General features: G+C 72.1%; 13 protein-coding genes. 2 read left to right on the forward strand and 11 right to left on the reverse strand.

The window, feature by feature from the left end; all coding sequences use genetic code 11:
- Positions 1 to 87: 87 nt before the first annotated feature.
- The 6 genes from AB0M97_RS16875 to ureA form a co-directional block, all read right to left on the reverse strand.
- A complete protein-coding gene (locus AB0M97_RS16875) occupies positions 88 to 3,111 on the reverse strand; it encodes a glycoside hydrolase family 3 N-terminal domain-containing protein (RefSeq protein WP_365961616.1) in 3,024 nt (1,007 codons plus the stop codon).
- Positions 3,112 to 3,399: 288 nt separating this feature from the next.
- Positions 3,400 to 5,004, reverse strand: coding sequence for a citramalate synthase (cimA, locus tag AB0M97_RS16880; RefSeq protein WP_365961617.1), 1,605 nt, complete (start codon positions 5,002 to 5,004; stop codon positions 3,400 to 3,402).
- Positions 5,005 to 5,294: 290 nt separating this feature from the next.
- Positions 5,295 to 5,894, reverse strand: coding sequence for a TetR/AcrR family transcriptional regulator (locus AB0M97_RS16885; protein WP_365961618.1), 600 nt, complete (start codon positions 5,892 to 5,894; stop codon positions 5,295 to 5,297).
- Positions 5,895 to 5,904: 10 nt separating this feature from the next.
- The gene (locus AB0M97_RS16890) at positions 5,905 to 6,942 is read right to left on the reverse strand and encodes an agmatine deiminase family protein (RefSeq protein ID WP_365961619.1); all 1,038 of its coding nucleotides are present in this window, start codon (positions 6,940 to 6,942) and stop codon (positions 5,905 to 5,907) included.
- 9 nt (positions 6,943 to 6,951) lie between these two features.
- Complete coding sequence (locus AB0M97_RS16895; protein WP_365961620.1) at positions 6,952 to 8,622, reverse strand: urease subunit alpha; 1,671 nt, start codon at positions 8,620 to 8,622, stop codon at positions 6,952 to 6,954.
- Complete coding sequence (gene ureA, locus AB0M97_RS16900) at positions 8,619 to 9,299, reverse strand: urease subunit gamma (RefSeq protein WP_365961621.1); 681 nt, start codon at positions 9,297 to 9,299, stop codon at positions 8,619 to 8,621. The genes AB0M97_RS16895 and ureA overlap by 4 nt, the downstream gene beginning before the upstream one ends.
- A gap of 157 nt (positions 9,300 to 9,456) precedes the next feature.
- Here ureA and AB0M97_RS16905 point away from each other — a divergent pair, with 157 nt between their 5' ends.
- Positions 9,457 to 10,902, forward strand: a complete 1,446-nt coding sequence (locus tag AB0M97_RS16905) for a cytosine permease (RefSeq protein WP_365961622.1) — start codon at positions 9,457 to 9,459, stop codon at positions 10,900 to 10,902.
- A 105-nt stretch (positions 10,903 to 11,007) separates the two neighbouring features.
- On the opposite strand, the gene AB0M97_RS16910 is transcribed toward AB0M97_RS16905, so the two are convergent.
- Together AB0M97_RS16910 and AB0M97_RS16915 are read right to left on the reverse strand one after the other, a co-directional pair.
- Complete coding sequence (locus AB0M97_RS16910) at positions 11,008 to 12,096, reverse strand: branched-chain amino acid aminotransferase (RefSeq protein WP_365961623.1); 1,089 nt, start codon at positions 12,094 to 12,096, stop codon at positions 11,008 to 11,010.
- A gap of 246 nt (positions 12,097 to 12,342) precedes the next feature.
- The gene (locus AB0M97_RS16915; protein WP_365961624.1) at positions 12,343 to 13,386 is read right to left on the reverse strand and encodes a 3-isopropylmalate dehydrogenase; all 1,044 of its coding nucleotides are present in this window, start codon (positions 13,384 to 13,386) and stop codon (positions 12,343 to 12,345) included.
- Positions 13,387 to 13,528: 142 nt separating this feature from the next.
- Between AB0M97_RS16915 and AB0M97_RS16920 the strand changes: the two genes are divergently transcribed.
- Positions 13,529 to 15,103, forward strand: coding sequence for a metallophosphoesterase family protein (locus AB0M97_RS16920; protein ID WP_365961625.1), 1,575 nt, complete (start codon positions 13,529 to 13,531; stop codon positions 15,101 to 15,103).
- Between the two features lie 41 nt (positions 15,104 to 15,144).
- On the opposite strand, the gene AB0M97_RS16925 is transcribed toward AB0M97_RS16920, so the two are convergent.
- From AB0M97_RS16925 to AB0M97_RS16935, 3 genes are all read right to left on the reverse strand, one after another.
- Complete coding sequence (locus tag AB0M97_RS16925; protein WP_306963308.1) at positions 15,145 to 15,276, reverse strand: hypothetical protein; 132 nt, start codon at positions 15,274 to 15,276, stop codon at positions 15,145 to 15,147.
- Positions 15,277 to 15,555: 279 nt separating this feature from the next.
- Positions 15,556 to 17,187 (reverse strand): L-glutamate gamma-semialdehyde dehydrogenase, encoded by a 1,632-nt coding sequence (pruA, locus tag AB0M97_RS16930; RefSeq protein WP_365961626.1) that lies wholly within the window; start codon positions 17,185 to 17,187, stop codon positions 15,556 to 15,558.
- 37 nt (positions 17,188 to 17,224) lie between these two features.
- The gene (locus tag AB0M97_RS16935) at positions 17,225 to 18,151 is read right to left on the reverse strand and encodes a proline dehydrogenase family protein (RefSeq protein ID WP_365961627.1); all 927 of its coding nucleotides are present in this window, start codon (positions 18,149 to 18,151) and stop codon (positions 17,225 to 17,227) included.
- Positions 18,152 to 18,180 lie beyond the last annotated feature (29 nt).

Genomic DNA, 18,180 nt, shown 5'->3' on the forward strand with positions numbered 1-18,180 from the left:
TCGAAAGTACCCGAACCGGGAGAGAAACGGGCGTCGGGCCCGGTGGGGATTTCCCCGCCGGGCCCGATGTCCCTCGGTGGTGCCGCCTCACGCGGCCCGGTAGGCCTCCGTCAGCTTCTCCACGGCCGCTCCGTACCGGCCCGTCAGCAGCAGGTGGTCCGCCTCGGCGAAGGGTTTCGCCACGGCCGCCGACAGGTGCCCGTCGGCCTTGTGCTGGACGATCAGGCGGGCCTTGGTGACCAGCGCGCGCCCCGCGGCCTCGGCGCCCGCGCGTTCCACGGCGCTCGCCGCGACGCGCAGCGCCTTGAGCGTCGCCGCCCCGCCCCGCGGCACCTCGGCCCCGGTGGTCAGGCCCCAGCCGTAGGGGAACTGCGGGTCGTAGCTGGAGTCACCGACGTTGATGGGGAGCTGTGCCTGGGACTTGGGCCAGGTGACGGGGAGCTGCCCGGTGAAGGGCCGCCTGCCGTAGAGGACGTCGGCGACGCCGTCGCCCTCGGTGCCCGGCAGCCAGGACGCGACCAGGGCGTCGATGTCGCCGAGCCGGCCCCCGAGCAGCTGGGGACGGCCGGAGACGACCAGCACCACGCACTTCATCGCGCCGCACACCGTGTCGACGGCGGCCTGGTCGGCGTCGGACAGCTCCAGGTCGTGCCCGTTGCCGACGTCGCCGGCGCCCTCGGCGTACGGGGTCTCGCCGACGACGACCACACCGACGTCGTGTCCGGCGGGCGCAGCCGAGGCGTCCTTGGACCAGGTGAGGTCCGGGGAGTGCTTGCGCAGGGCCTCCAGGACGGTCGTCCCGGGGGTGATGTCGCCGGAGGAGCCCTGCCAGGTGACGGTCCAGCCGCCGGACTGGTTGCCGATGTCGTCGGCGTTGGAGCCGGCGACGTACACCTTCTGGTTCTTCTTCAGCGGCAGCAGGCCCGCCTCGTTCTTCAGCAGCACCTGGGACTCGGCGACCGCCTCGCGGGCCACCGCCCGGTGTCCGGCGGAGCCGATGCGGGCGGCGCCGCTCGTGTCGGCGTAGGGCTTCTCGAAGAGGCCGAGGCGGAACTTCTGCGTGAGGATGCGCGCCACGGCGTCGTCGATCCGCCGCTCGCTGACGCGCCCGGCCCTCACCTCGTCCACGAGCGTGCCCCGGAAGTCCCGGTAGGCGTACGGGACCATGATCATGTCGAGGCCGGCGTTGACCGAGGTGCGCACGTCGGAGGCGTAGTCGCCGGGGATCTGGTCGATGGCCTGCCAGTCGCTGACGACGAAGCCCTCGAAGCCCATGCGGTCCTTGAGGACGCCGTTGAGCATGTCGGCGCGGGCGTGCATCTTGACCGGTCCCCTGCCGTCGCCGACCAGGTCGAGGGAGGAGTACGACGGCATGACCGTGCCCACTCCGCGCTTGACCGCGTCGTCGTAGGGCGCGAGGTGGACGGCCTCCAGTTCCTGCCGGGTGACCTTGGTGACGCCCTGGTCGATGGTGTAGGTGCCGGTGGTGGACGAGCCGAAGTCGGTGCCGCCGTCGCCGACGAAGTGCTTGGCGGTGGCGAGCACCTTGTCGGCGCGGTCCAGATCACGTCCGTCGGCGCGGCCCTGCAGGCCCTGGATGACGGTCTCCATCGACTCGACCAGCGCCGGGTCCTCGCCGAACGCCTCGTAGGAGCGGCCCCAGCGTTCGTCGCGGGTGACGCACAGGCAGGGCGCGAAGTCCCACGGGACGCCGGTGGCGCGGACCTCGGCGGCCGTCACCTCGGCGGTGCGCCGGGCGAGCCCGGGGTCGCGGGTGGCGCCGATGCCGATGTTGTGCGGCATGATCGTCGCGCCGACCAGGTTGTTGTGGCCGTGCACCGCGTCCACGCCGTAGATCAGCGGGATCTGGAAGCGGGTGGCCTGCGCGCGCAGCTGGTAGCCGTCGATCATCTTCGCCCACGCCCCAGGGGTGTTGGGCGAGGGGGTGGAGCCGCCGCCGGACAGCAGCGAGCCGAGGGCGTACGCCGCGATGTCGCCGGGGGCGGTGAGCGCGCCGCGCTCGGCCTGGGTCATCTGCCCGGCCTTCTCCTCCAGGGACAGGCGGGAGACGAGGTCCGCCACGCGCTTCTTCACCGGCAACCTGCTGTCCAGGTACGGCAGTCCGTGCGCGTCCACGACGATCTGCGGCGTCTCGGCCGGGGCCTTGGCGCCCGTCACGGTCAGCTTCAGCGGGATCGTCTCGGCGGACTCGGCCGGGCGGTCCTTCAGGGTGGGCACCTCGACGGTGCGGGAGGTGCCGGAGGCGGTGCCCGCCGGGAAGGTGAGGGTGCCGGTGACCGGCGTGTAGTCCTCGCCGGGGTCGGCGGTGCCCGTCGCGGCGGTCTCGTAGGCGACGGTGACCGGCTCCTCGACGGGGACGGCTCCGGTGGTGGCGACGGTGACGCGCACCCGCGCGGTGCCGCCCTCGGCCACCGGGTGCACGGCCGCGTCGGTGGTGACCGTGGCGCGCAGCGACTGGTCGGCCCTGCCGTACAGCTCCACGGCGTCCATGGCGAAGTCGCTCTTGACTCCGGTGGGGAGGGTGACGGCGTAGCCCCACATCTCGGTGAGGCCGAGGACCTGGTCGATGCCGCCGACCGGCTGGTAGTCCGTGCGATAGGTGAAGTCGGAGAAGGGGATCTCGATCTGCTTCCAGCCGGTGAAGTCGTCCGTGAAGGAGGTCGTCCACAGCTCGGAGGCCTCGCCGTGCGCGCCGCCGTCCTTCAGCTCGAAGGCGATCCTCTTGCCGTTGCCGCGGCCCTCCCACCAGAAGCGGATGCCGCGGTGCGCGGACCAGTCGCGGGCGGGGCCCGCGGCGGCGTAGTCGTGGGTGAAGCCTCCGTAGCCGCTGATGTCGTAGGTGCCGGTGAGCACCTTGTCGCCCTCGGGGGCGTCGTCGCGGGCGGTCAGCTCCAGGGCGGGCGGGTCGTCGCTGTCGCCGCCCCAGGTGAACAGGCCCTCGGCGGGCTGGCTCGCGAACGGCACCTCGCCCTCGAAGCGGTCCACCGGGACGGGGGCGGGGTCGTCGGCGCCGGCCGCCTGCGTCGCCGCGGTGAGCGGGAGCAGGGTGGTGAGCAGCGCGGCGGATGCGAGCAGGGCGGTTCTTCGCATGGACCTTCCCTCGGCTCTCTCGGTCATCCCACAGTCATCTCATGACTTAGATCAGGGCGTGAGTTAACTGGTGCGGCGTGTTGCCGTCAAGACTTCACACCGGAACCGGTACATCCCCAATTCGTGGCCGGGGCGGACCGGTTGCCCCTTCGGGACGTGAACGCGCACCCTCTCGACGCGCTGCCGGAGCCGTCGTTCACTCACGGCTCGCACGCCCCGGCGAACGGCGCCCGCGCGCAGATCTGGAACCGCACGGGCGCCGCCAACCGCCGTGGCCGGCCGGGTGCGTTACGCGGCCGGCTCCACGCCCGCCCGCAGCAGGCCGTACGTGTACGCGTCCTCCAGGGCCTGCCAGCTCGCCGCGATGACGTTCTCGGCGACGCCGACCGTGGACCACTCCCCCGTCCCGTCGGACGTGGAGATCAGCACGCGGGTGGTGGACTGGGTGCCGTGCTTGCCCTCCAGGATGCGGACCTTGTAGTCGACCAGCTCCAGCTTGGCGAGCTGCGGGTAGATCTTCTCCAGGGCGACGCGCAGCGCCCGGTCCAGGGCGTTGACCGGGCCGTTGCCCTCGGCGGTGGCGACGATGCGCTCGCTCTTGGCCCACAGCTTGACGGTGGCCTCGTTGGCGTGGGTGCCGTCGGGGCGGTCCTCCACGATCGCGCGCCAGGACTCGACCTGGAAGTACGACAGCGGCCTGCCCTGGACCTCGGCGCGCAGCAGCAGTTCGAAGCTCGCGTCGGCGGCCTCGTAGGTGTAGCCCTTGAGTTCGCGCTCCTTGACGCGCTCGACGACCCGGCCGACCAGTTCGCGGTCGCCGCCGAGGTCGATGCCGAGTTCCTTGCCCTTCAGCTCGATGGAGGCGCGGCCCGCCATGTCGGAGACCAGCATCCGCATGGTGTTGCCGACCTGCTCGGGGTCGATGTGCTGGTACAGGTCCGGGTCGACCTTGATCGCGGAGGCGTGCAGTCCGGCCTTGTGCGCGAAGGCGGAGACGCCGACGTAGGGCTGGTGGGTGGAGGGCGTGAGGTTGACGACCTCGGCGATGGCGTGCGAGATGCGGGTCATCTCGCGCAGCCGGCCCTCGGGCAGCACCCGCTTGCCGTACTTCAGCTCCAGGGCGGCGACGACGGGGAAGAGGTTGGCGTTGCCGACGCGCTCGCCGTAGCCGTTCGCCGTGCACTGGACGTGGGTGGCGCCCGCGTCGACGGCGGCGAGGGTGTTGGCGACGGCGCAGCCGGTGTCGTCCTGGGCGTGGATGCCGAGCCGGGCGCCGGTGTCGGCGAGGACGGTGGCGACGACGGCCTGGATCTGCGCCGGGAGCATGCCGCCGTTGGTGTCGCACAGGATGACGACGTCGGCGCCGGCCTGGGAGGCGGCACGGACGACGGCCTTGGCGTACTCGGGGTTGGCGCGGTAGCCGTCGAAGAAGTGCTCGCAGTCGACGAACACCCGGCGGCCCTGCTCGCGCAGGAAGGACACCGTGTCGCGGACCATGGCGAGGTTCTCGTCCAGGGTGGTGCGCAGGGCCAGCTCGACGTGCCGGTCGTGCGACTTGGCGACCAGGGTGATCACCTCGGCGCCCGCGTCCAGGAGCGCCTTGACCTGCGGGTCCTCGCTCGCCTCGGCGCCCGGTCGGCGGGTGGCGCCGAACGCGACCAGCTGGGCGTGCCGGAACTCGATCTCCTGCCGGGCGCGGGCGAAGAACTCGGTGTCGCGGGGGTTCGCGCCGGGCCAGCCGCCCTCGATGAAGCCCACGCCGAATTCGTCCAGGTGCCGCGCGATGGTCAGCTTGTCCGCGACGGTGAGGTTGATGCCCTCGCGCTGCGCGCCGTCGCGCAGGGTGGTGTCGAAGACGTGGAAGGAATCGTCGAGCTGGCTGGATGCGGTCATGGTCTAAGGCTCCTGATATGGGGTCTCGGTCTACCGGAATGACCGGTTCCACCGTCTCGATGATCCCTCGCGCTCCCTTCCCGGCTGGGGTGGGCCAGGAAACAGAAAAACCTCTCGCGGGTGCGAGAGGTCTGCGCGCGGGTCGAGGACGAGGGTGCCCGCCCGTACCTGGTCGTACGGGGCGGTCACTGCGGACCGGCGCGCCTGCTGCCAATAATCGTGGCGAACGAGAGCACGGGGGCAGTCTGGCACAGAAGGGACCGCCGCCCACGACGCGTCTCAGGATGCGGTCAGCGGTCCGTGCCCAGGTTCTCCGCCAGGAACTCGCGGACGTGTCCGAGGACGTGCTCCCGGTCGGTGCCCCGCAGCCCGATGGCCACGTGGATGGAGAAGCCGTCGAGCAGGGCGCGCAGCCGGGCCGCGAAACGGTCGGGGTCGACGGCCCGGAACTCGCCGTGCGAGATGCCCTCGGCGAGCAGCGCGACGAGGTCGCGGTGCCAGGCGCCCTCGATGGCGACCTGCCGGTCGCGGGCCTCGTCGGGGGCGTTCTGCGAGCGGTTCCACACCTCCAGCCACAGCGTCCAGTGCGGGTCGCGGTGGCCGTCCGGGACGTACAGGTCGACGAAGGCGTCGAGGCGTTCGCGGGCGGTGCCCGCCCGGGTCAGCAGCCGGCCGCGCTCGGCGCCGAGCCGCCCCTCGCTCCACTCCAGGGTCTGCAGCAGCAGCTCGTCCTTGGAGCGGAAGTAGTAGAGCAGGTGGCCGCTGCTCATGCCGACCTCGCGGCCGAGCGCGGCCATGGTGAGCTTCTCCAGGCCGCGTTCGGCGATCATCTCCATGGCGGCGGCGAGCACCCGCTCCCGCGGCGGGGCGTTCTTCCGCGCACCTGCCATCCGGCGGCTCCTAGATCTTCGGCTGTTGCTGGGTGATGCAGTGGATGCCTCCTCCACCGGCGAAGATCGTACGCGCGTCCACGAGGGTCACCGTCCGCCGCGGGTACAGGCGGCGGAAGATCCCGGCCGCGATCTCGTCGCGCGGGTCGTCGAAGGCGCACAGGACGACGCCGCCGTTGCAGACGTAGTGGTTGATGTAGGAGTAGTCGGCCCAGTGGCCGTCGGCCTCCAGGACGGCCGGGGCGGGCACCTCCACGACCTCCAGGCGGCGGCCCCGGGCGTCGGTCTGGGCCCTGAGCAGGCCGATGACCTCCTTCGTCACCTCGTGGTCGGGGTGGGCCGGGTCGGGCTGGTGGTGGGCGACGACGACGCCGGGCCCGGCGAAGGCGGCGACGATGTCGACGTGCCCGAGGGTGCCGAAGCCGTACGGCGGGTAGTCGCCGGTCAGGCCGCGCGGGAGCCAGATGGCCTTGCGGGTGCCGAGCTGGGCGTGGATCTCCGCCTCGACCTCTTCCCTCGTCCACTCGGGGTTGCGCTCGGGGCCGAGCTGCACGGTGTCGGTGAGCAGCACGGTCCCCTCGCCGTCGACGTGGATGCCGCCGCCCTCGTTGACCAGCTTCGAGGGGTACGTCCGTGCCCCCGCGAGGTCCGAGACGTACGCGGCGATCTTCGCGTCGTGCTCCCAGCGGGCCCAGTCCTGGGCGCCCCAGCCGTTGAACACCCAGTCCACGGCGGCGAGCCGACCGTCGCCGCTGGTCAGGAAGGTCGGGCCGATGTCGCGCATCCAGGCGTCGTCCAGGTCCCGCTCGACGGTGTCGACGTCCTCGCCGAGCAGGGCGCGCGCCTCGGCCGACTGCCCGGGGCCGCACACCACCGTCACCGGTTCGAACCGGCGGACCGCGCGGGCGACCGACGCCCAGGCCCGGCGGGCCGCGGCCAGTTCCCCGGGCCCGTCGAAGGTGGGGTTGGCGCCGGGCCAGGCCATCCAGGTGCGTTCGTGCGGGGCCCACTCGGCGGGCATGCGGAAGCCGTCGGCGGCTGCGGACATGGCGGGTCCTTACAGGAAGTAGAGGCGGTTGAGGGTGACGGAGTCGGCGGGCCCGGAGCGGACCGGTTCGCCGTCGAGGGTGACCAGGCCGGTGCGCTGGTCGACGTCGACCTGTCCGGTTCGGGAGTTGAGCCGCAGGTCGGCCGGGCCGATGCCGCGGGTGCCGCGCACGGCGACCCGGCGGCGCCTGGTGGGCATCCGGTCGCCGCCCTGGTCGAGGGCGGCCTGCGCGACGAAGGCGACGGAGATGTCGGCCGGGGTCGCGCCGTGCGCGCCGAACTGCGGCCCGAGCACGAGGGGTTCGCAGGTGTCGGTGGCCGCGTTGGGATCGCCGGTCACGCCGTAGGCCGGGAAGCCGGACTTGAGGACGAGCTGCGGCTTGGCGCCGAAGTACTCGGGCCGCCACAGCACGATGTCGGCGAGCTTGCCGGTCTCGAGGGAGCCGACCTCGTGCGCGAGGCCGTGCGCGATGGCGGGGTTGATCGTCAGCTTGGCGATGTAGCGCAGGACGCGCTCGTTGTCGTGGTCCTCCGGGGCGCCGAACTGGTCCTTCATCTTCCCGGCCATGGCGAAGGTGCGGCGGACGGTCTCGCCCGCGCGGCCCATGCCCTGCGCGTCGGACGAGGTGATGCCGATGGCGCCCAGGTCGTGCAGCACGTCCTCGGCGCCCATGGTCCCGGCGCGGATGCGGTCGCGGGCCATGGCGGCGTCGCCCGGCAGGTCGGTCTTCAGGTCGTGGACGGCGACGATCATGCCGTAGTGCTCGGCGACGGCGTCCCTACCGAAGGGCAGGGTGGGGTTGGTGGAGGAGCCGATGACGTTCGGCACGCCCGCCATCTTCAGCACGTTCGGGACGTGTCCGCCGCCGCAGCCCTCGATGTGGAAGGCGTGGATGGTGCGGCCCTCCAGGACGCGCAGGGTGTCCTCCACCGACAGGCACTCGTTCAGCCCGTCGCTGTGCAGGGCGACCTGGACGTCGTGCTCCTCGGCGACGCGCAGCGCGGTGTCCAGGGCGCGGGTGTGGGCGCCCATGTCCTCGTGCACCTTGAAGCCGCTCGCGCCGCCCTCGGCCAGCGCCTCGACCAGCGGCGCCGGGTCGGAGGACGAACCACGGGCCAGGAAGCCGATGTTGACGGGCCAGGCGTCGAACGCGCCGAAGGCGTGGCGCAGCGCCCAGGGCGAGTTGACGCCCACGCCCCAGACGGGGCCGAACTCCTGGCCGACGATGGTGGTCACCCCGGAGGCCAGCGACGCCTCCATGACGCGCGGCGACAGCAGGTGGACGTGCGTGTCCACGGCCCCGGCGGTGGCGATGAGGCCCTCGCCGGACACGATGGACGTGCCGGTGCCGACCACGACGTCCACGCCGTCGAGGGTGTCGGGGTTGCCGGCCCGCCCGATCGCGCAGATGCGGCCCTCCCTGATGCCGATGGACACCTTGCGGATGCCCTGGGCCGCGTCGATCACGACGACGTTGCTGATCACGACGTCGCAGGTGTCGCGGACGGCGGCGGCCTTCAGGTGCAGTCCGTCGCGGGCGGTCTTGCCGAAACCGGCAAGGAACTCGTCGCCGCGGCGCTGCGCGTCGGACTCGACGCGGATCACCAGACCCGAGTCGCCGAGCCGGACGCGGTCACCGGCGCGCGGGCCGTGGGTGGCGGCGTACTCGTACGGGTTCACTGCGCGGCTCCCAGATATCCGCAGGCGGCGGCCCTGCGCAGGGCCTCTTCCTTGGCGCCCGGCGCGTCCAGCGGCCCGTCGACCAGGCCGGCGAAGCCGATGGCGACGCGGTCGCCCCCGATGGGCACGAGCCCGACCTCGGCGCTCTCGCCCGGCCCGAAGCGGACGGACGATCCGGCGGGGACGGCGAGCCGCATGCCGTAGGCCTTCTCGCGGGCGAAGTCCAGCCGCGGGTTGGCCTCGAAGAAGTGGAAGTGGGAGGTGACGGAGACCGGCACGGCCGCGGTGTTGGTGACGGTCAGCCGCACCGCCGGTTCCGGCTCGGCGTGCTGCGGACCGGGCAGCAGCGCGCCCGGCGCCCGGTCGCCGAGTCCGCCCCCGATCGGGTCGGAGACGACCGCCAGCCGGGAGCCGTCGTCGAAGACGGCCTCGACGTGCACCTCGGTGACCACGTCGGCGACGCCGGGCAGCACGTCGTCGGGGCCGAGGACCGACCGGGCGCGTGCGACGGCCTCGGCGAGCCGGGCGCCGTCCCGGGCGGCCTCGCACACCGCGTCCGCGACCAGGGCGGTCGCCTCCGGCACGTTCAGCCTCAGGCCCCGGGCCCGGCGGGCGCGCGCCAGCTCGGCCGCCCCGAACAGCAGCAGCCGGTCACGTTCCGTGGGGGTCAGTCTCATGACGCGGGCACCTCCTTGCCTTCCACGCAGCGCCTCCCACACTTTAGAGCAACACTCTAAGCCGAGAATTCCCACGACGAAAATATTGACGTACGACGTCAGCCAACATCACATTGAACGGCACTCTAATCCTGGCGGCCGTCGAAGGAGACCAGCCATGCCGATCGAACAGCGCGGAGTCGACACCGTCCCCGAGGAGGAACGCACCAGCGGGCCACGGGACCTCGTGACGATCCTGCTCGGATCCAACCTCTGCCTCGGCGTGATCGTCTTCGGCTGGCTGCCGCCGTCGTTCGGCCTCGACTGGTGGGCCTCGGTCAGCTCGGTCGTCGCGGGCACGGTGGCGGGCACGGCGCTCACCGCCCCGCTGGCCCTCGTCTCGCTGCGCACCGCGACGAACCTGTCCACCTCCTCGGGCGCCCAGTTCGGCGTGCGCGGCCGGCTCGTCGGCTCGGTCGTCGGCCTGCTGCTCGCCCTCGGCTACACGGCCCTGACCGTGTGGATCGGCGGCGACGTGATGCTCGGCGTCCTCGCCCGGCTGACCGGACTGCCGGTGAACGGGACGACGTACGGCGTCGTGTACGCGCTGCTCGCGGCGGCGACGGTCACGGGCGCCGTCTACGGCTACCGGGTGCTGCTCGCGATGTCGCGCGTGCTGGCCTTCGGCATGACGGCCCTGCTGGTGCTCGGCGTGATCGCGTACGCCCCGCACTTCACCACCGGGGCGCTGCCCGAGGCGGGCGGGTATCTGCTGGGCGGGTTCTGGCCGACCTGGCTGCTGTCGGCGGTGGCGGCGGGACTGTCCGGGCCGATCGCCTTCATCACGCTGCTCGGCGACTACACCCGCTACATCTCACCGGCCCGCCACTCCTCGCGCCGGGTGCTGCGCGCGACCTGGCTCGGCCTGCTGCTGGGCCTGCTGGTGCCGCAGCTGTTCGGCACGTTCACGGCGTTCGCCGCCCGCGCGGCCCTGGACTACGCCGGGCCGCTGGTCGACGCCGCGCCCGGCTGGTACCTGGTGCCGCTGCTGCTCGCGGCCACGGCGGGCTCGGTGGGCAACGCCGGTCTGATGCTGTACTCGATGGGCCTCGACCTGGACGCGATCGTGCCGCGCGCCTCCCGCGCCACGGCCACGTACACGGTCGCCGTCGCCGCCACGGCCTGCGTCTTCGCCGGGCACTACGCGTCCACGGCGCAGGACGCGATGACGTCGTTCGTCCTGCTGCTGACGGCGATCGGCACGCCGTGGGCGGTGATCACCCTGATCGGTTTCGCCCGTTGCGGCGGCGTCTACGACGCGGACGCCCTCCAGGTCTTCAACCGCCGCGCGAAGGGCGGCGTCTACTGGTTCCACCGCGGCTGGAACGTCCCGGCGACGGTGTCGTGGGCGCTGGGCGCGGCCGTCGGCGTCCTGTCGGTGTCCCTGCCGCGGTACGAGGGTCCGCTGCTGCCCCTGACGGCCGGGGTGGACGTGAGCTTCCTGCTGTCGGGGGCGGTGGGCGGCGTGGCGTACGTGCTGCTGACGCCGAGGCGGGAGACCGCGGTCGCGGTCCCGGCGGTCCCGGAAGCCCGGTTCAGCGCTCATGGCCGGCCCGGCGATTGAGGACGGGGCCGTCCAGGCCGGAGCGGGGGTCCGGGGCGGCAGCCCCCGGCGGGGCGAGCACCCGCGCCGGGCGCCTTCACCACACCGGGGACGGAGCAAGCCGCGTCAGCCCAGCACGCGCATCCACCCGTGCGTGTCCTCGGCGGTGCCGCGCTGAATGTCCAGCAACGCCTCCCGCAACCGCTGCGTGACAGGGCCGGGCTCCCCCCCGCTCTGCTGCCACTCGGCGCCGGTCCGCTTGACCGTGCCGACCGGGGTGATGACGGCGGCCGTGCCGCAGGCGAAGACCTCGGTGAGGCTGCCGTTCTCGGTGTCGCGCTGCCACTGGTCGACGGAGACCCGCTCCTCCACGGCCCGGTAGCCGAGGTCGCCGGCGACGGTGAGCAGGGAGTCGCGGGTGACGCCCTCCAGGATGGAGCCGGTGAGGCTGGGCGTGACGATCCTGTCGCCGTACACGAAGTACAGGTTCATGCCGCCGAGTTCCTCGACCCACTTGTGCTCGACGGCGTCGAGGTAGCAGACCTGGTCGCAGCCCTTGCGGGCGGCCTCGGCCTGGGCGAGCAGGGACGCGGCGTAGTTGCCGCCGGTCTTGGCGTCGCCCATGCCGCCGGGGACGGCGCGGACGCGGTCCTCGGAGACCCAGATGGAGACCGGCTTGACGCCGCCGGGGAAGTAGGCGCCGGCGGGCGAGGCGATGACGAGGAAGAGGTACTCGCTCGCGGGCTTCACGCCGAGGCCGACCTCGGTGGCGATCATGAAGGGGCGCAGGTAGAGGGACTCCTCGCCGCCGTGGGCCGGCACCCATGCCTTGTCCTGCCCGACCAGGGCGTCGCAGGCGGCGATGAACGTCTCGACCGGCAGCTCCGGCATGGCCAGGCGGCGCGCGGAGCGCTGGAACCGCTCGGCGTTCTTCTCGGGGCGGAAGGTGGCGACCGAGCCGTCGGGCCTGCGGTAGGCCTTCAGGCCCTCGAAGATCTCCTGCGCGTAGTGCAGCACCGTGGTGGCCGGGTCCAGGGAGATCGGCGCGTACGGGACGAGCTGCGCGTCGTGCCAGCCGCGGCCCTCGGTCCACTTGATCGTCACCATGTGGTCGGTGAAGTGGCGGCCGAAGCCGGGGCTGGCCAGGATGGCCTCGCGCTCGGCGTCGGAGAGCGGGCTGGCGGAGGGCTTGAGCTCGATCGTGGGCGTCGTCATGGGTTGATGTCCTTCACCGGTTGTAGTGACGGGCCGCGCTCACGCCTGTACTGCCAGTGGCCAGTGCTAGGACGTCCGAGCATTCCCTCATTCCGCGGCTCCGCGTCCGATTATCGCAAGCGGGTACCGCGGAAGAAATCGGCGTGAATGCGGCCCAGGGGTCGATGTTCCCACCCGGCGGCAGACATGCGGAAGCCGCCGGGTGCCAGGACCCGGCGGCTTCGACGTGTCGAGAGGCGCGCCGGATCAGCCGGCTACGCGTACGGCGAGCGCGTCACCGATCCCGGAGGTGCTGCGGGCGGGCTGCCCGACGCGCTCCGCGAGGTCGGCGGCGACCGCGTCCTCGATGCGGGCGGCCTCGGCCTCCAGGCCGAGGTGGCGCAGCAGCAGGGCGACGGAGAGCACGGTGGCGGTGGGGTCGGCCTTGCCCTGTCCCGCGATGTCCGGGGCCGAGCCGTGGACGGGCTCGAACATGGACGGGTACGCGCCGCTGGGGTTGATGTTCCCGCTGGCCGCGACGCCGATGCCGCCGGAGACGGCCGCGGCGAGGTCGGTGATGATGTCGCCGAAGAGGTTGTCGGTGACGATCACGTCGAACCGCTCGGGCTGGGTGACCAGGTAGATGGTCGCCGCGTCGACGTGCATGTACTCGGTGGTGACCTCGGGGAACTCCTCGGCCACCCTGGTGAAGACGTCCGTCCACAGGTGCCCCGCGAAGGTCAGCACGTTGTTCTTGTGGATCAGCGCCAGCTTCTTGCGGGGGCGGGCCTGGGCGCGGGCGAAGGCGTCGCGGACGACGCGCTCGACACCGAAGGCCGTGTTGACGGAGACCTCGGTGGCGACCTCGTGCTCGGTGCCCTTGCGGATGGTGCCGCCGTTTCCGGTGTACGGGCCCTCGGTGCCCTCGCGGACCACGACGAAGTCGATGGACGGCTGGCCCTTCAGCGGCGTGTCCACACCCGGCAGCAGCTTGGACGGCCGCAGGTTGACGTGGTGGTCGAAGGCGAAGCGGAGCTTGAGCAGGAAGCCGCGCTCCAGGACACCGGACGGCACGGACGGGTCGCCGATCGCGCCGAGCAGGATGGCGTCGTGCTGCTTCAGGGCGTCGAGGTCGGCGTCGGTGAGGGTCTCACCGGTGGCGCGGTAGCGCCGGGCGCCGAAGTCGTACTCCTTGGTCTCCAGCTTCACATCCTGCGGAAGGACGGCGGAGAGGACCTTCAGGCCTTCGGCCACGACCTCCTGGCCGATGCCGTCACCGGGGATCACTGCGAGATTGATGCTGCGAGACATGCGGGCACCCTACTCCTCGTCCCATGGGATGACATGGGCCGTCCGCGATACGGACACCCGGTCGGGGGACACCTCCTGCGCGCCGCCCGCCGTTCACCCGTGTGCCGGGCGGCCGTTGGCCGGCGCTGGGAAGTTCTCTGCCATGGACATCCCCGACTTCGGCATTCCGCCCGCGCTCGCCCGCCGGATGAGCATGGCGGAGCAGCACGAGTACCTGCGGCTGCGGCTGTCCCGGCGCCGCACGCTGGTGACGGCGGGCGCGGTGGCGAGCGGCCTGCTGGCGGGCTGCTCGGGCGGGTCCGCTTCGCGCGGCGCCACGGCGGGCGCGTCCCCGGCCACCGCCACGGCGTCCGGGGTGCCCGGCGCGGTGATCACCCCCTTCGGCCGGCACCTCGCCTTCGGCGCCGACCCGCGGACGCAGATGCGGATCTCCTGGCAGGTGCCGCTCGCGGTGCGCCGGCCCTACGTCCGGATCGGCCTGCGCCCCGACGACCTCGGCCGGAGGATCACGGCGGAGGTGCGCGACCTGCGCACGCCCGAACTGGCGGGCGTCCGCCCAGCGGTCGAGCAGTACTACCTGCACGCGGCCCTGGACGGCCTGCGGCCCGGCACCACGTACTACTACGGCGTCGGCCACGAGGGCTTCGACCCGGCCGCCCCGCCGAACCGGCCGACCATCGCGTCCTTCCGCACCGCGCCCGCGAGCCCGCCCGAGCGCTTCGTGTTCACGGCCTTCGGCGACCAGGGGGTGAGCGACGAGGCGGTGGCCAACAACCGTCTGCTGCTGCGCCAGAACCCGGCCTTCCACCTCCACGCGGGCGACATCTGCTACGCGAACCCGACGGGCCGCGGCAAGCAGTCCGACACCTTCGACGCCTCCCAGTGGGACCGGTTCCTGAAGCAGACCGAGCCGGTGGCCAAGTCCGTGCCGTGGATGGTGACGACCGGCAACCACGACATGGAGGCCTGGTACTCACCGGACGGCTACGGCGGCCAGCTGGCCCGCTTCTCCCTGCCCGACAGCGGCTTCGACCCGCGCACGGCACCGGGCGTGTACGCGTTCCGGTACGGCAACGTCGGCGTGGTGGCGCTGGACGCGAACGACGTGTCGTACGAGCTGCCGGCCAACCACGGCTACACGGAGGGCAGGCAGACGGCGTGGCTGGCCCGCACGCTCAAGGAGCTGCGGGCGGCGCGGGACATCGACTTCGTCGTCGTCTTCTTCCACCACTGCGCCTACTCCACGTCGACGCACGCCTCGGACGGCGGCGTGCGCGCCGCGTGGCTGCCGCTGTTCACCGAGCACCGCGTGGACCTGGTCATCAACGGCCACAACCACGTGTACGAGCGGACCGACGCCATCCGCGGCGGCGAGGTCGGCAGGCCCGTACCCGTCGGCGGGTCGACCGATCCGGCGCGGGACGGGATCGTGTACGTCACCGCGGGCGGCGGCGGCAAGGACCTGTACGGCTTCCCGGCGGGTGTCGGGGAGAGCTACGAGGGCGAGGTCGCCGACCGCGAGTCGGTCGCCACCTTCCGCTGGACGAAGTCGCGCAAGGCCGAGCCGGAGACGGTCGAGTGGTCCCGGGTCCGCCACCGCGGCTTCTCCTTCCTCAGGGTCGAGGCGGAGGCCGGCGCGGCACCGCGGCTGTCGGTGTCGGCGCTGACGCCGGGCGGCGAGCGGATCGACCACTTCGAGGTGCGGCGCGGCGGCTGACGGCGCGCCGCCGGGTGCGGCTGCTCGGACCCGGGGCGGGCTCAGTGCCCGGTGGAGCCGCCGTTGTCCCTGCGGTCGAGGGCGCGCTGGAGGGCGGCGGCGGCGTTCTGGCGGTCGGACTCGCTCGTGCGGGACACGTGGCGGACTCGGCGGCGGACGGTCGTCTCGGCCATGGGGAATCGACTCCTTCGAGTCAACGGAGTGCAGACAAGGGGTTTCGAGACGCCGGGTGGGCGGGGAGCGGCGCCGCAGGGGTTGCCTGCGCGGGGCGCGCGCTCACGACCGCCATTCGCTTGATCGAGCGAGACGTTCGGCTCCTACAAAAGTAGGTGAGGACCGCGCCGCTGTCTCCACAATTACTCGGGCTTCCTACTATCTGAGACGGCACGACGACGCCCCCGGCCCCGGCCGTGGCCGGGAACCGGGGGCGGGGCCGCCGGGCGGGCCGGTCGTCAGCCCATGTGCGGGTAGGTGTAGTCGGTCGGCGGGACGAGCGTCTCCTTGATGGCGCGGGTCAGGGTCCAGCGCATCAGGTTCTGCGGGGCGCCGGCCTTGTCGTTGGTGCCGGAGGCCCGGCCGCCGCCGAAGGGCTGCTGGCCGACGACGGCGCCGGTCGACTTGTCGTTGATGTAGAAGTTGCCCGCCGCGTAGCGCAGCTTCTCCATCGTGTACGCCGCCGCGGCGCGGTCGTTGGCGATGACCGAGCCGGTGAGGGCGTAGTCGGACACCGACTCCATCTGCGTCAGCATCTCGTCGTACTTGTCGTCCTCGTAGACGTACACGGCGAGGATCGGACCGAAGTACTCGGTGCGGAACACCTCGTTGTCCGGGTCGCTGCACTCGATGACGGTCGGGCGGACGAAGTAGCCCACCGAGTCGTCGTAGGAGCCGCCCGCGACGATCGTGCAGGTGGGGTCCTCCTTGGCGCGGTCGATGGCGGCCTTGTTCTTGGCGAAGGCACGCTCGTCGATGACGGCGCCGACGAAGTTCGACAGGTCGGTGACGTCACCCATCGTGATGCCGTCGACCTCGGCGGCGAACTCCTCCTTGAAGCCGGAGTTCCAGATCGAGGCGGGCACGTACGCGCGGGAGGTGGCGCTGCACTTCTGGCCCTGGTACTCGAAGGCACCGCGGGTCAGCGCCGTCTTCAGGATCGCGCGGTCGGCGGACGGGTGGGCGACGAGGAAGTCCTTGCCGCCGGTCTCGCCGACCATGCGCGGGTAGGTGCGGTACTTCTCGATGTTGTTGCCGACCGTCTTCCACAGGTACTGGAAGGTCTTGGTCGACCCGGTGAAGTGGATGCCGGCGAGGTCCCGGTGGGCCAGGGCGACCTCGGAGACCTCGATGCCGTCGCCGGTGACGAGGTTGATGACGCCCTTGGGCAGACCGGCCTCCTCCAGCAGCTCCATGAGCAGCACGGCGGCGAGGGTCTGCGTCGGGGACGGCTTCCACACCACGACGTTGCCCATCAGCGCGGGCGCGGTGGGCAGGTTGCCCGCGATCGCCGAGAAGTTGAAGGGCGTGATCGCGTAGACGAAGCCCTCCAGCGGGCGGTGGTCGAGGCGGTTCCACACGCCCGGGGAGTTCGCCGGGGGCTGCTCGGCCAGGATCTGCCGGGCGTAGTGGACGTTGAACCGCCAGAAGTCGACCAGCTCGCAGGGCGTGTCGATCTCGGCCTGCTGGGCGGTCTTGGACTGGCCGAGCATGGTGGCGGCGGCGATGGTCTCGCGCCACGGGCCCGCCAGCAGTTCGGCGGCGCGCAGGATGATCGCCGCGCGGTCGTCGAAGGACATCGCGCGCCAGGCCGGGGCGGCGGCCAGGGCGGCGTCGATCGCGTCCCGGGCGTCCTGCTGGGTGGCGTGCCGGAAGGTGCCGAGGACGGCCTTGTGGTTGTGCGGCTGCACGACCTCGAAGGGCTCGCCGCCGCCCATCCGCTTCTCGCCGCCGATGGTGCAGGGCAGCTCCCTGGGGTTGTCGGCCAGCTCCTTGAGCCTGGCCTCCAGGCGGGCACGCTCGGGTGAGCCGGGGGCGTAGCCGTGCACCGGCTCGTTGACGGGGGTGGGGACCTGGGTCACAGCGTCCATGGGTTCCGTAACTCCTTGTTGAGCGGGTGGGTGGGGCTCAGCCCTTGCTGACCATCGAGCGGACGAAGAACCGCAGGTTGGCGGGCTTCTCCGCGAGACGGCGCATGAAGTAGCCGTACCAGTCGGTGCCGTAGGCGGTGTAGACGCGCATGCGGTGACCCTCGGCGGCCAGCCGCAGGTGCTCGTCGCCGCGGATGCCGTAGAGCATCTGGAACTCGTACTCGTCCAGTTTGCGCCCCGCGGCCCGGGCGAGTTCCTGGGCGATGGAGATCAGGCGCGGGTCGTGCGACCCGATCATGGGGTAGCCGTCGCCCTCCATCAGCGTGCGGAGGATGCGGACGTACGCCCTGTCGATCTCGTGCTTGTGCTGGTGGGCGACTTCGGCGGGCTCCTTGTACGCGCCCTTCACGAGCCGCACCCGGCTGCCGTTCGCGGCGAGGCGGCGGGCGTCGGCCTCGGTGCGGAAGAGGTACGCCTGGATGACGCAGCCGGTCTGCGGGAAGTCCTTCCGCAGCTCCTCGTGGATGGCGAACATCGAGTCGAGGGTGGTGTGGTCCTCGGCGTCCAGGGTGACCGTGGTGCCGATCTCCGCGGCGGCCTCGACCACCGGCCGGACGTTCTTCAGCGCCAGCTCGTGACCGCCGTCCAGCGCCTGCCCGAACATCGACAGCTTCACCGACATCTCGGCGCGCGGGCCGAGCTCCAGCGGCTTGAGCCGGTCGATCAGCTCCAGGTAGGCGTCCCGGGCGGCCTCGGCCTGCGCGGGAGTGGTGATGTCCTCGCCGACGACGTCCATCGTCAGCTCCAGGCCCCTGCCCGCGAGGTCCTCGATGATCGGCAGGACCTCGTCCACGGTCTCGCCGGGGATGAACCGGTTGACCACCTGCTTGGTCACGGGGGCCGCCGAGACCAGGCGTCGCATCCGGTCACTGCGCGACGCGGCGAGAATCACGGGACCCAGCACGGGGCACCTCCACTGGACGACCGACACGA

This window comes from Streptomyces sp. NPDC051207 (assembly GCF_040682395.1).
Classification (GTDB): domain Bacteria; phylum Actinomycetota; class Actinomycetes; order Streptomycetales; family Streptomycetaceae; genus Streptomyces.